Raw genomic sequence first — 13,978 nt, forward strand, 5'->3', positions numbered from 1 at the left:
TCGCGGGGCTGGGCGCACGGGGGGTCCCCGGCGGGCCTTTGGGGTCCCCACGATGCGCTAGGAATTTGCACATGGATGACGGCCCGCGCAGACCTTGGCAAGAGCTGTTCGGTCCACAGTTCCGTTATGGAGCGATCATAGGGAAGCGGCGCGCCGGTCGGCAATGCCGAATCCGCCGTTTCCCGTGAGTCCGCGATCCGTCCACAACCCGATGGTGAGAGAGCACCGTGACCAAGAGCACCTATGACATCGCCGTGGTCGGCGCCGGAGCCGTGGGGCTCAGTGCCGCCCTGGCCTTCGCCCGCGACGGCTACAGCACCGTTCTCGTCGGCGGTCTCGACGTGCGCCGCGACGGGCGCACCGTCGCACTGCTCAACGGCTCGGTCCGTTTCCTGGAAGCGCTCGGAGTCTGGCCCGCGGTCGCAACGGCTGCCGCACCGCTCGAGACCATGCGCATCGTCGACGACACGGGCAGCCTGTTCCGCCCGCCGCCGGCCGCGTTCCGGGCCGGCGAGATCGGCCTCGACGCCTTCGGCTGGAACATCGAGAACGTCGCGCTCGTCGAGGCGCTGGCGGAAGCCGCCCGGACCCGCGAGACCCTGACCCTGGTGCCGGAATTCGCCACGGGCTTCGCGACCGGCGAGACCGGGGCCGTCGTGACGCTGGCCGACGGAACGTCGCTCCGAGCCGGACTGGTGGTCGCCGCCGACGGGCGGAATTCGAAGCTGCGCCAGATCGCCGGGATCAGCACGCAGACCTGGTCGTACCCGCAATCGGCCGTAACCGTGATCCTCGCCCATGACCGGGACCACCGGGAGACCTCGACGGAGTTTCACACCCGGCACGGGCCCTTCACCCTGGTGCCCCTGCCCGGCCGCCGCTCGAGCCTGGTCTGGGTCACGAGCAAGCCAGAGGCCGAAAGGCTTTCCGCCCTCGACGACGCGGCCCTCGCCCGTGCGGTCGAGCGGCAGGCGCAGTCGCATCTGGGTGCCATGCGGGTCGACGGCCCGCGCGGGCTCGTGCCCATGAGCGGCCTGTCGGTGAACCGCTACTGGTCGCGCCATCTCGCCCTCGTGGGCGAGGCCGCCCACGTGTTCCCGCCCATCGGCGCCCAGGGCCTCAATCTCGGCTTCCGCGACGCCGCCGCCCTGCGCGACGCGGTGATCGACGGCGGCGACGGGGGCCACGGGCCCGGATCCGACGAGACCCTGTCCGCCTACCAGCGCGGCCGGGACCTGGACGTCCGCCTGCGCACGGCCGCCGTGGACGGCCTCAACCGGACGCTCCTGACCGGGATGATCCCGACCGATTTCCTGCGCGGCGCCGGTCTTCTGGCCCTGAGCAACATCGGCCCGCTGCGCCGGATCGTGATGCGCGAGGGCGTTCTCCCCCGCGTGGGCGTGCCGCGGCTGATGCAGGGGGTGTCGTCGGCCGGCTGAAACTCGCTCTCGTCGTCCGCTGGCGCGGGAAGACGCTCTCCCAGGTCATGGCCGGCACAAGCCCGGCGATGACGTGGCGAAGGCAAGCCCTCACGGGAACAGATCGTAGGGCAATGCCCCCGTCTTGGTGGTGAGGTAGAGGACGCCCGTCAGAGTGACCATGGACACCAGGGTGCCGATCAGGACGCACGCGGAGGCGCGCTCCACGCCCACGTCGTACTGGGTCGAGATGACGAAGATGTTGAGCGCCGGCGGCAGGGCCGCCATGACCATGGCCGCGTAGGTCCAGTCCGGGCCGAAATCGCCGACGGCCGAGAGCACCACCCAGACCAGGAGCGGGTGGAGGAACAGCTTGATGAACACGAGAGCCGGCACCTCGCCGGGTATCTTGCGCAGGGGCCTCAGGGCCACGGTGACGCCGAGGATGAACAGGGCGCAGGGCGCGGCGGCTCCGGACAGCCAGGTGACGATCTGGTCGGCCGGTCCCGGCAGGCGCAGGTGCAGGTAGCTCGCCGCGATGCCCACCGCGGTGGCAATGTTGAACGGATGTGTGGCGACGCGCCAGACGATCCGGCGGATGGTCGCCGGCAGGCTGAGCCGGTCGAGGCCGGCCATGGACATCAGCAGCGGCACCACCGAGAACAGGAACAGGGTGTCGAAGACGAAGATCAGGACCACCGGGGCGCTGGCCGCGGCGCCGATCGCCGCCAGGATGAGCGGCGGCCCCATATAGCCGATGTTGGAATAGGACCCGGCCACCCCCTGCATGACCGATTGCGGCAGGTCCTTCGTGTAGCGCCAGCCGGTCGCGAAGGAGAGCGCGAAGGCGCAGGCGGTCGAGACCGTGGTGGCGGCGATGAACGGCCAGTTGGCGAGCTGGTCCAGGGGCTTGTCGGCGATGAGCCGGTAGAACAGGCAGGGCAGCGCCACGTAGATGAGGAAGAACTGCATCCAGGCGAGCCCGGCTTCCGGCCGCTTCACCACCCTGCCGCAGAAGAAGCCGAGCCCGATGAGGCCGAAGAACGGGGCAAGGAGGTTGAACAGCCCGATCAGGTCGGACATCGGCGGCTCCAGGGACGGCAGGAGGAACGGACGGCATGTCCGGCGGGAGACCGTCTTCTGGCAAGGTTCCAACCTTGCGGCAATCCCGGTTTTCGGCAGACCGCCCCGCCGCCAATGCAAGGCTCGTCTCCGGCTCGTCTCCGGTTCGTCTCCGGCTCGGCCCTGGCACGGATCTTGCTCTCTCAATCGTGACCGGGGCGATTTGGAGAATCCGCCAAGGATCTCTATATGAAGATCAAGGAGTTAAGACCATGAAAGCGAGTTCAGCAAAATTCGCGATCGGCCAAGTGGTTCGGCACCGGGTCTTCGATTTCAGGGGGCTCATCTTCGATGTCGATCCGGAGTTCGACAACACCGAGGAATGGTGGCTGTCGATTCCCGAGGAGGTGCGGCCCCGGAAGGACCAGCCCTTCTACCACCTCTTCGCCGAGAACGGGGAAACCGAATACATCGCCTACGTGTCGGAGCAGAACCTCCTGCCCGACCATTCCGAGGAACCTCTGCGCAATCCCATGATCGCCGAGATGTTCACCCGGGAGAAGAACGGCAGCTACAAGGCGAAGCCGATTCTGGCCAATTGAGATCTCCCTCGTCGCGACAATCAAAAACGCCGGGCCCTGGAGCCCGGCGTTCTTGTTTGTGCGGATGGTCCAGGCCTTACGGCTTGGGGGCGGCCGGAGCGGCGGCGCCGGCAGCGGCAGCGCCAGGAGCAGCACCCGGCGCGGCGGCGCCGCCCTGGCTCTGAAGCATGCGCTGGCGCATCTCCTCGCTCTTCTTCTGCAGCTCTTCCTGGAGCTTCTTCTGCTGCTCCTCGAGCACCTTCGGGTCGATCGGCGGACCGTCGAAGGCCTTGCCGAAGCCGGCGGCCGGAACCGCGAAGGTGATCTCGCGGCCCATCTGGTTCTGGACGCTGACGTTCAGGTTGTTGCCCTTCTTGATGGCCGCGATGAAGTCGTCCTTCACCTGGGCCTCGGCGAAGCAGCCGTTGGGCAGGCACATGACGTAGCGGCCCGGCGTGGCCTGGCCCTGGTCGACGGCGAAGCGCAGGCCGGGCTGGAGCAGCAGGCCGAGCGGCATCACGAAGCGGACGACCTTTTGCGGCTGCTGGCCCTTCACGTCATAGACGGCGAGCGCGAGAACCGGCTGGCCCTGGTCCGACACGAAGTCGCGGGTGGTGTAGCAGATCTCGGTGTTGGTGTTCTGGTCCTTGCCGCAGACCTTGGTCCATTCCGGCTGGGACGGCTCGGCCTTCACCTGCACGACCGTGGGGCCGGCGTTCTGCTGCGGCTGGGCGGCGGCGCCCGGCGCCGGCTGCTGGGCCGGGGCGGCCGGACGGGCCGGCTGGGCGGCGGGCTTCTGGGCCGGCGCGGTCTGAGCCAGAACGGGTGCGCTCACCAGAAGAGCCAAGGCAGTTGCCAGGCCACGGGTCCCCCCCAGGCTCGCGAAGCGTGTCGCGAAAGACATGTGTGTGATCCTCTTCAGTCGAAAGTTCGGCTTTCGAATAGGCCGTTTACCCGGCGTGTTCTTAACCTGCAATGACGGGGTCCAAATCCTTGCCGAATGTGGCGAAGACAAGACGTGTGGCGCTCCTTTAACCTTTCGTGTGGTAGGTTTCCAGTCACCCGGGGCAAATTTCTGTACAACATTGCTCGGGTTCAACGACACCCTCCACCGGGAGCGCCATGGGCCGCTGGCTTATACGGAATCTGCTGCTTGCAGCCGTGTTTCTCCTGCCTGGATGGGCGATCTCCGCCGCCTCCGGGGCGGAGACGCTGCGGCATGGCATCGCGATGCACGGAGAGCCTGCGCTCGCGCCGGGATTCGACCATCTGCCCTATGCCGACCCCGGAGCGCCGAAGGGCGGACGAATCACGCTCGGCCTCCAGGGCACCTTCGACAGCCTCAACCCCCTGATCGTCCTCGGGGTGGCGCCCGACGCGGTGCCCCGCTACGTGCTCCAGAGCCTGATGATCCGCTCCACCGACGAGCCGTTCACGGTCTATGGCCTCGTGGCCCGCACGGTGGAGATGCCGGAGGACCGGAGCGCGATCACGTTCAACCTCGACCCCCGGGCGCGGTTCTCGGACGGCCACCCGCTGACGGCCGAGGACGTGCGCTTCTCGTTCGAGGCCCTGAAGACCTACGGAAAACCCTTCCACCGGTCGAGCTTCGGGCAGGTCAAGGCGGTCGAGATCCTGGACCCGCACCGGATCCGCTTCGACCTGTCCGGCTCCAGCGACCGGGAACTGCCGCTCCTCATCGGCATGACCATGCCGATCTTCCCCGCCCATGCGACCGACCTGGAGACCTTCGACCGGACGAGCCTCGCTCCGCCCATCGGGTCCGGCCCCTATGCCTTGACCGAGGTGCGGCCCGGCGAGCGGATCGTCCTGACCCGCCGCAAGGATTACTGGGGCGAGGACCTGCCCGTGACCCGCGGGCTCTACAACTTCGACGAGATCCGGTACGATTTCTATCGCGATGCCAACAGCTTGTTCGAGGCATTCAAGGCGGGACTTTACGATTTCCGGATCGAGGGCGATCCGGGCCAATGGACGACGGGCTACGATATTCCGGCGGTCCGGGACGGGCGCATCCGGCGCGAGACCCTGACGACCCGGCTGCCCAAGGGCATGAACGGCTTCGTGTTCAACACCCGGAAGACCCTGTTCGCCGACACCCGGGTCCGGGAGGCCCTGAGCTACCTGTTCGATTTCGACTGGGTGAACCGCAACCTCTATTTCGGCCAGCTCACCCGCTCGGACAGCTATTTTTCCGGTTCCGACCTCGCGGCCACGGGCCGTCCCGCCGACGCCCGGGAGCGCGCCCTGCTCGCCCCGTTCCCGGGGGCCGTTCGGGAGGACATCCTCGAAGGGCGCTGGCAGCCGCCCGCCGGCGACGGATCAGGCCGGGACCGGGACATGGCCCGGCGCGCCCTCGCGCTCCTGTCGGAGGCCGGCTGGACCCTCGACAACGACGTGCTGCGACGGAAGGGCACGGGCGAGCCCTTCGCCTTCGAGATCCTGGTCAATTCCCGCTCGCAGGAGCGGCTCGCCCTCAATGTCTCGCAATCCCTGGGCCGCATCGGCGTCCAGGCCCGCGTGCGTCTGGTGGACGACGTGCAGTACTGGCGCCGCCTCGCCCGGTTCGACTTCGACATGGTCCAGTGGCTCTGGCCGGGGACGCCCTCGCCGGGCAACGAGCAGCGCAACCGCTGGGGCTCGGCGGCCGCCCAGCGGGGCGGGTCCCAGAACCATGCCGGAGTGACGTCCCCCGCGGTGGACCGCCTCATCGACGCGCTTCTGGAGGCGAAAAGCCGCGAGGATTTCGTGTCCGCCGTGCGGGCCCTCGACCGGACGCTCCTGTCGGGCTTCTACGTGATCCCGCTGTTCTACCTGAAAGATCAGTGGCTTGCCTATAACGGCGACCTCGGCCGGCCGGACCGGACGCCCCTGATGGGGGTCAATATCGATACGTGGTGGCGCCGGCCGCACTAGAGCATCGGACGGACCCAGCGGGCCGCGTCAGCGAAAAGTGGATCCGGTTTTCGCTGGCGCGGCCCCCAGGGTCCGGTATGTCCCATGGTGTCATAAAAGATTCTGACCGATGCTCTCATTCAAGAAGAAAGCATCGGATGGATCCCAAAAGTGCAAGTCCACTTTTGGGTCCGATGCTTTAGCCCAAAGAGGCGTGGATACCCCCTATTGTTGAGCTTCCATTCATGGAGACAATGAAACTAATGCTCTGCTTCGACGTTAGGTGAGCACCTCTTTCTCAACCGACGCGTCCAACTGCAGGGTATCGCCATGAACGCAATGCCGAAGGTCCTCGTCGTCGACAACGGCGACCGTGCTCCCGACAGCGCCCTGTCGGCGGAGCTGGCCGGCATGGGATATGCGAGCGTGACGACCCCCTTCGAGGCCGCGGACGACGTCCTGGCCCTGATCCCGAGCCCGGCGGCCGTGGTGCTGCAGATGCCCCGCCATGCGGGCTGGGCCGAGCGGCGCCGGTTCCTCGAACTCGCGACCCGCCTGCGCAAGAGCCTGGCCGACACCGGCACGCCGGTCATCGTCACCGGCGGGGTGAGCGGCGCCGCCACGATGCTCCAGAACCAGCTCGGCATGCACACGGTCGCGGCTCCGGACCTCTGAGGGTTCACCGCTTCTCCGTCAACGGATACCCCCCACGTCATGGCCGGGCCTGTCCCGGCCATCTCGATTGTCTCGAGCGCCGCGCGTCTCATGATCGGGATCACCGGCACAAGGCCGGTGACGACGCGGGAAGGTCGTCACCCTGGCCCTGCCCTCGCCACTAGAGCATCGGATGGATCCCAAAAGTGCAAGTCCACTTTTCACGTCCGATGCTTTAGGAAGCACAGGCCGGCGGACCGCGCGGGTGTCACGCCGCCTTCTTCTCCGCGATCCGCACGAGGCTGCGCAGGATCGTGGTCGCGGCCTTGATGCGCTCGTCCGGGGTTTCGGTCTCACGGACGAACACGATCTTCATGTCGGGCCGCACCTTGGCGAAGGAGGCCTGCTCGGTCACGTAGGAGATGAGCCCGGTCGGGTTGGCGAAGGCGTTGTCGCGGAACGAGATGATGATGCCCTTCGGCCCGCCGTCCACCTTCTCCACGTTGGCGCGGCGGCAGAGCACCTTGATCGCCATGATCTTGAGCAGCTGATCGACCTCGGACGGGACCGGCCCGAACCGGTCCACCAGCTCGGCCCGGAAGGCGTCGATCTCCTGGTCGGCCTCGAAGGTCGAGAGCCGGCGGTAGAGGCCGAGGCGCAGCTGCAGGTCGGCGATGTAGCTCTCCGGGATCATCACTGGGGCCCCGACCGCGATGGTGGGCGACCACTGGTCTTCCGCCGGCTCCTCGATCCCGGCCTTGAGCTGGGCCACCGCCTCCTCCAGCATCTGCTGATAGAGCTCGTAGCCGACCTCCTTGATGTGCCCGGACTGCTCCTCGCCCAGGAGGTTGCCCGCGCCGCGGATGTCGAGGTCGTGCGAGGCGAGCTGGAAGCCGGCGCCCAGGGTGTCGAGGGTCTGCAGCACCTTGAGGCGCCGCTCGGCCTGGACCGTCAGGGGCTTGTTGGCCGGCACCGAGAACAGCGCGTAGGCGCGGGTCTTGGAACGCCCGACGCGGCCGCGCAGCTGGTAGAGCTGGGACAGGCCGAACATGTCGGCCCGGTGGACGATGAGCGTGTTGGCGGTCGGGATGTCGAGGCCCGATTCCACGATCGTGGTGGAGAGCAGGATGTCGTACTTGCCCTCGTAGAAGGCCGTCATGACGTCCTCGAGCTGGCCGGCCGCCATCTGGCCGTGGGCCACCGCCACCTTGGCCTCCGGCACCTCCTTGTCCAGGAAGGCCTTCACGTCGCCGAGATCGTCGAGGCGCGGCACCACGTAGAAGGCCTGGCCGCCGCGGTAGCGCTCGCGCAGGAGCGCCTCGCGGATGAGGAGCGGGTCGAAGGGCGTGATGAAGGTACGCACCGCCAGGCGGTCCACCGGCGGCGTGGTGATCAGCGACAGCTCGCGCACGCCCGTGAGCGCCAGCTGCAGAGTGCGCGGGATCGGCGTCGCCGACAGGGTCAGCACATGCACCTCGGCGCGCAGCTCCTTCAGGCGCTCCTTATGGGACACGCCGAAATGCTGTTCCTCGTCCACGATGATGAGGCCGAGATCCTTGAACTTGATGGTCTTGCCCAGGACCGCGTGGGTGCCGATGACGATGTCGACCGACCCGTCGGCCAGCCCCTCCTTGGTCTTCTTCATCTCGGCGGCGGGCACGAAGCGGGACGCCTGGGCCACGTTGAGCGGCAGGCCGCGGAAGCGGTCGCAGAAGGTGCGGTAATGCTGGCGGGCCAGCAGGGTCGTCGGCACCACCACGGCCACCTGCTTGCCGCCCATGGCGGCGACGAACGCGGCGCGCAGGGCCACCTCGGTCTTGCCGAAGCCCACGTCGCCGCAGACGAGGCGGTCCATGGGGCGGCCCGACGCCATGTCGTCCAGCACCGCCTCGATGGCGTTGAGCTGGTCCTCGGTCTCGTCGTAGGGGAAGCGGGCGGCGAACTCGTCGTAGAGCCCTTCCGGCGGCGTCAGCCGCGGGGCGTCCTTGAGGATGCGGGCGGCGGCGATCTTCATGAGCGCGCCCGCCATCTCGCGGATGCGCTGCTTCATGCGTGCCTTGCGGGCCTGCCAGGCCCCGCCGCCGAGCTTGTCGAGCTGGACCTCCGTCTCCTCCGACCCGTAGCGGGTCAGGAGCTCGATGTTCTCCACCGGCAGGAACAGCCGGTCGCCACCGGCGTAATGCAGCTCCAGGCAGTCGTGCGGAGCGCCCGCCGCCTCGATGGTCTTCAGGCCCTCGAAGCGCCCGATGCCGTGGTCCACGTGGACCACGAGGTCGCCCGGCGTGAGCGCCGCCACCTCGGTGAGGAAGTCCTGCGGGCGCTTGGACTTGCGCTTCTGGCGCACGAGCCGGTCGCCCAGGATGTCCTGCTCGCTGACGACGGCGAGATCCGCCGTCTCGAAGCCCGATTCCAGCGGCCAGATGCCGACCGGGACCTCGTTCCGCGGGTAGGCCAGCGCGTCCGAGAAGCGGGCGATGGGCTTGGTCTGGCGCAGGTCGTGGTCCTGCAGCACGTGGCAGAGGCGTTCGCGGGAGCCCTCCGTCCAGGCGCCGAGCATGACGCGCTTCTTGGCCGCCTGCAGGTCGCGGATGTGCCGGACCACCGCCTCGAACACGTTGGCGTTCTCGTCCGCCCGCTCGGCGATGAAGTTGCGGCCCTGGCGGGCCTCGCAGTCGATCACCAGCCGGCCGGCCGATTCCGGCACCGCGAAGGGCGTCAGCCGCGCGAGCGGGAGACGGGCGGTGCGCTCGGACCATTCCTCTGGCTCGAAATAGAGCGCGTCCGGCGGCAGCGGGCGATAGGGCGCCACGCCAGGCTGGTTCTGCCCCATGCCGTCGCGGCGGGCGTCGTAATAATCCTTCACCTGGGCGAGGCGCTCGCCCGCCGCGTCGTCGGCGAGCGCGTCGAACACCACGGGGACGCCCGGCAGGTAGTCGAACAGGGTGTCGAGATGGTCGTGGAAGAGCGGCATCCAGTGCTCGAGGCCGGGGTAGCGCCGCCCCTCGCTGATCGCCTCGTAGAGCCGGTCGTCGCGGGTCGGCGCCCCGAAGGCCGCCACATAGGCCTGCCGGAAGCGACGGATGCTCTCGGTGGTGAGCTGGACCTCGCTCATGGGCACGAGGTCGAGGGAGCGCAGGGTGCCGACCGTGCGCTGGGTCTCCGGATCGAAGGCGCGGATCGATTCCAGCGCGTCGCCGAAGAAGTCGAGGCGCACCGGGTTGGGCAGGCCTGCCGGGTAGAGGTCGATGATGCCGCCGCGCACCGCGTATTCGCCCGTATCGCGCACGGTGCCCGTCCGCAGGAAGCCGTTGCTCTCGAGCCAGGCGATCAGCTGCGTCGTGTCGACCACGTTGCCGGGCGCCGCCGAGAAGGTCTCGGCTGCGATGCGGGCCTTCGGGGGCACACGCTGGACCAGGGCGTTCACCGTGGTCGACAGGATGCGCGGCTTGTCCTCGGAGGTCCTGGAGCGGGCAAGCCGCGCCAGGGTGGTCATGCGCTGCGCGGTGATCGCCGCATTGGGCGAGACCCGGTCGTAGGGCTGGCAGTCCCAGGCCGGGAAGGTCAGGATCTCGACCTCCGGCGCGATGAACGCCAGGCTGTTGGCGAAGTTCTGCTGCCGCTGCCCGTCGCGGGCCACATGGACCAGCACCGCCGGCCCCTCCACCTCACCGGAGAGGCCGCGGGCAAGATCCGCCACGGCGAGCGCGTCGAAGCCGTCCGGAACGCTCGACAGAGTCAGGCTTTGGCCTTTTTTAAGGGCATCGAGGGCGCGGGTCAGGGCTGGCTTCATGATGAGGTATCGGGTCAGAGATCAAGAAGAACGCGGGCGATTCCGCCCGGTTCGTCGGATGGGAGAAAGATTGGCGTGGTTTAATCCGCGGCCGGGGCGTCTGTCATCCCGGTCGAGGGGCCTGTTCCATGCCTCTGTCGGAGGTTCACCCTCCCGCGTCATCACCCGCCTCGTGCCGGTGATGACGTGCAGGTGCCTCAACTGTGGATCGGCGCGGTGTGGGTGTGAAAGGCCTTCAGGCGCCGGAACAGGGGCGTGTCGTAATTCGAAGGCGTGGCGATCTCGCCCGTGATCCAGCCGAGAAGGTCGCGGTCGGTCACCTCGATCAGGCGCTCGAACTCGTCGAGATCCTCCTCGGAGAGGTCGCCGATCTCGGCATCGGCGAACCGGCCCATGATCAGGTCCATCTCGCGCATGCCCCGGTGCCAGGAGCGGTAGAGGATCTGCCTGCGGCGGGTGTCGAGGCCGGCGCTGCTGCGTGTCGTTCCGCTCATGGGATTGCTCCGATCGGTCAAGTTGACGTCGCCTCCGGGCGGCCCGGCGCATCGTGCGACCCTCCGGGCTCGCACTCGGTGATGCGCCGTTTAAGGGATTGAGTCTCGGATTGCTCCCAAAAGTGCATTCCACTTTCGGGTCCGATGCTCTAGCCGCTATATAACCATCTCCCTGCCCGTTGCCATCCCGTCGAATGTCATTGCGTCCGTCCATTCTCGATCCGCTCTTCGCCCCGGCCAACACCCTGCCGGGCGTCGGGCCCAAGATCGCCCCCCTGCTCGACCGCCTCCTGGGCGAGCCGGGCAAGCCCACGCGCGTCATGGATCTGCTGTTCCACGTACCGACCAGCGGCATCTCGCGGGAGATGAAGGGATCGGTGGCCGATGCGCCCGTGGGCGAGCCCGTGACCCTGTCCGTCACCGTCGTGGCCCACCGCCCGCCGCCGCCCGGCCGCCGGGCGCCGTACCGGATCCTGGTCGAGGACGAGACCGGGGACGTGACGCTGATCTTCTTCAACGGCCAGAAGGCGCGCCTCGAGAAGATCCTGCCGGTCGGCGAGCGCCGCTACGTGTCCGGCAAGATCGAGCTCTGGGACGGCCGGCGCCAGATGGTCCATCCGGACCGGATCCTCGACGAGAAGAGCATCGAGAGCCTGCCGGCCGTCGAGGCGGTCTACGGCCTGACCGAGGGACTCTCCTCGCGCATGGTGGGCAAGTTCATCGGAGCTGCCCTCGACAAGGTCCCGGCCCTGCCGGAATGGCAGGATCCGGCCTGGCTCGACCGGAACGCCCTGCCCGATTTCCGTCAGGCGCTCTCCACCCTGCACCGACCCGACAGCGCCGCGCAGCTCTCCGAGGACGCGCTGGCCAAATCAGCCCCCCGCCGGCGGCTCGCCTATGACGAGCTGCTCGCCTCCCAGCTCGCCCTCGCCCTGGTGCGAAGCCGCATGCGGCGCCTTCCGGGCCGGGTGAACGCGGGTGACGGCCACTTGGTCGAGCGGCTGAAGGCCGCCCTGCCCTTCGGGCTCACGGGCTCGCAGGCCCAGGCCATCGAGGACATCCGCCACGACCTCGTGTCCGACAAGAAGATGCTGCGCCTGCTCCAGGGCGACGTGGGCTCGGGCAAGACCGTGGTGGGCCTGCTCACCATGGCGAGCGCCATCGAGGCCGGCCGCCAGGCGGCCATGATGGCCCCGACCGAGATCCTCGCCCGCCAGCATTACGAGCGCCTCGCCCCCATGGCCGAGCAGGCGGGGCTCACCATCGCGCTGCTCACCGGGCGCGAGAAGGGCGTCGCCCGCCGGACCATTCTGGCGGGCCTCGCGGATGGCAGCATCCAGATCGCGGTCGGCACCCATGCCCTGTTTCAGGAGGGAGTCGCGTTTCAGGACCTCGGCGTCGCGGTCGTGGACGAGCAGCACCGGTTCGGCGTGCACCAGAGGCTGGCGCTCGGCTCCAAGGGCGAGGCCGTCGACATCCTGGTCATGACCGCCACGCCGATCCCGCGCACCCTGGCGCTGACCTATTTCGGCGACATGGACGTGTCGGTGCTGAGCGAGAAGCCCGCCGGGCGTAAGCCCATCGGCACGAAACTGATCTCCATCGACCGGCTCGACGAGGTCGTGGGCGGCATCGGGCGCGCCATCGCGGGCGGCGATCAGGTCTATTGGGTCTGCCCGCTCGTGGGCGAGTCGGAATCCATCGATCTCGCGGCCGCCGAGGAGCGCTTCGAGATGCTCCAGGGCTTCTTCGGCGACCGGGTCGGCCTCATCCACGGCAAGATGGCCGGCCGGGACAAGGACGCCGCCATGGAGCGCTTCTCCGGCGGCGAGACCAAGATCCTCGTGTCCACCACGGTGATCGAGGTCGGCGTCGACGTGCCCAACGCCACGATCATGGTGATCGAGCACGCGGAGCGCTTCGGCCTCGCCCAGCTCCACCAGCTGCGCGGGCGCATCGGCCGCGGGTCGAAATCCTCCACCTGCCTCCTGGTCTACAAGGGCCCCCTCGGCCAGGTCGCCCAGGCCCGGCTCGAGATGATGCGCCAGACCGAGGACGGCTTCCGCATCGCCGAGGAGGACCTGCGCCTGCGCGGCGAGGGCGAGGTCCTGGGCACGCGCCAGTCCGGCACGCCCGGCTTCAAGCTCGCCCGCCTCGAAACGGACGGCGACCTGCTCGCCGCCGCCCGGGACGACGCCCGCCTGATCGTCGACCGGGACCCCGACCTCGTTAGCGAGCGCGGCCAGGCCCTGCGGGTGCTGCTGTACCTGTTCGAGCGGGATTCCGCGATCAGGCTGCTGCGGGCGGGCTGATCCCTCCACCGATCGTAGCGGGTACGTCCCGGGATGCCCGGCACTCAATCAGTCGAGAGATTGTGATTCCTGTCGGGATCGATGAAAACGGGCAGCGAACCTAGGATTCTGTGGCTTGGCCATGAGCATACGGCAGGGATCCATGGCATTGGAGGGGCATTTTGGTCAGTTTCGCCCCTGCGGGGAAAGCATGACGAGTGGCCGCCCCTCTCGGCTACCCCAAACGAGTAGATGCAGCCAAATTCCAACTCTCTTATTTATGATGTTGTAACCGACTTATCCCAGACTGAGGTTGTCAGCGTGGTCCGTTGATCAAGTTCGACTATACGTTCCAGACGATGTTGCGGGGTTTTGCACGATCGTCAACCGGAAGCCTGAGCCAGAGAACAACAGAGACTCACTCCAAGCATTCACTGTTTCAGTCATAAGGCTCAGAATCATGGGAACATCCCCATACGCCCCAAAGCTCCGAACGGTCAGCCGGTACCTCGTCGAGCAGGATGGATTTCGCGGTGGCCTCAACCTCAACCAAAACATTGGCAGAGTTCAAGACGGCGGGCTGGAAAAATTTGACGTTACGGCAGATTTCATCGCCTGGATGCGCCCCTTGATCAGGCAATCTGCATGAAAGCCGTCGCGCTCTATCACCGTCTGCCCTATCCGCTGCGTTGCGCCTCGGCGAGCGCGCGCGGGCTGTACCTGCGCTGGTGGCGCTACAACGGGGCCACCGACCGGGCCGTGGCCGAGATCC

General features: G+C 67.8%; 9 protein-coding genes. 5 read left to right on the forward strand and 4 right to left on the reverse strand.

The window, feature by feature from the left end; all coding sequences use genetic code 11:
* Positions 1–227 precede the first annotated feature (227 nt).
* Positions 228–1,439, forward strand: a complete 1,212-nt coding sequence (locus OCW50_RS24685) for a UbiH/UbiF family hydroxylase (RefSeq protein ID WP_262299343.1) — start codon at positions 228–230, stop codon at positions 1,437–1,439.
* Positions 1,440–1,529: 90 nt separating this feature from the next.
* On the opposite strand, the gene OCW50_RS24690 is transcribed toward OCW50_RS24685, so the two are convergent.
* Positions 1,530–2,501 (reverse strand): AEC family transporter, encoded by a 972-nt coding sequence (locus tag OCW50_RS24690; RefSeq protein ID WP_262299344.1) that lies wholly within the window; start codon positions 2,499–2,501, stop codon positions 1,530–1,532.
* Between the two features lie 251 nt (positions 2,502–2,752).
* On the opposite strand from OCW50_RS24690, the gene hspQ reads away from it, so the two are divergent.
* A complete protein-coding gene (hspQ, locus tag OCW50_RS24695) occupies positions 2,753–3,082 on the forward strand; it encodes a heat shock protein HspQ (protein ID WP_262268726.1) in 330 nt (109 codons plus the stop codon).
* Between the two features lie 76 nt (positions 3,083–3,158).
* Here hspQ and OCW50_RS24700 read toward each other — a convergent pair whose 3' ends face one another.
* The gene (locus OCW50_RS24700) at positions 3,159–3,965 is read right to left on the reverse strand and encodes an invasion associated locus B family protein (RefSeq protein ID WP_262299345.1); all 807 of its coding nucleotides are present in this window, start codon (positions 3,963–3,965) and stop codon (positions 3,159–3,161) included.
* A gap of 218 nt (positions 3,966–4,183) precedes the next feature.
* Here OCW50_RS24700 and OCW50_RS24705 point away from each other — a divergent pair, with 218 nt between their 5' ends.
* Positions 4,184–5,998: an extracellular solute-binding protein gene (locus tag OCW50_RS24705; RefSeq protein ID WP_262299346.1), complete on the forward strand. Its 1,815-nt coding sequence runs from the start codon at positions 4,184–4,186 to the stop codon at positions 5,996–5,998.
* A gap of 309 nt (positions 5,999–6,307) precedes the next feature.
* Positions 6,308–6,652 carry a response regulator gene (locus tag OCW50_RS24710; RefSeq protein ID WP_262268723.1) on the forward strand — a complete coding sequence of 115 codons (345 nt, stop codon included), beginning with the start codon at positions 6,308–6,310 and terminating at the stop codon, positions 6,650–6,652.
* Between the two features lie 247 nt (positions 6,653–6,899).
* On the opposite strand, the gene mfd is transcribed toward OCW50_RS24710, so the two are convergent.
* Positions 6,900–10,421, reverse strand: coding sequence for a transcription-repair coupling factor (mfd, locus tag OCW50_RS24715; RefSeq protein ID WP_262299347.1), 3,522 nt, complete (start codon positions 10,419–10,421; stop codon positions 6,900–6,902).
* Between the two features lie 197 nt (positions 10,422–10,618).
* A complete protein-coding gene (locus OCW50_RS24720) occupies positions 10,619–10,915 on the reverse strand; it encodes an FAD assembly factor SdhE (RefSeq protein ID WP_262268721.1) in 297 nt (98 codons plus the stop codon).
* A gap of 194 nt (positions 10,916–11,109) precedes the next feature.
* Between OCW50_RS24720 and recG the strand changes: the two genes are divergently transcribed.
* Positions 11,110–13,227 carry an ATP-dependent DNA helicase RecG gene (gene recG / locus OCW50_RS24725; protein WP_262299348.1) on the forward strand — a complete coding sequence of 706 codons (2,118 nt, stop codon included), beginning with the start codon at positions 11,110–11,112 and terminating at the stop codon, positions 13,225–13,227.
* Positions 13,228–13,978 lie beyond the last annotated feature (751 nt).

This window comes from Microvirga sesbaniae, from assembly GCF_025460805.1.
Lineage (GTDB): Bacteria > Pseudomonadota > Alphaproteobacteria > Rhizobiales > Beijerinckiaceae > Microvirga > Microvirga sesbaniae.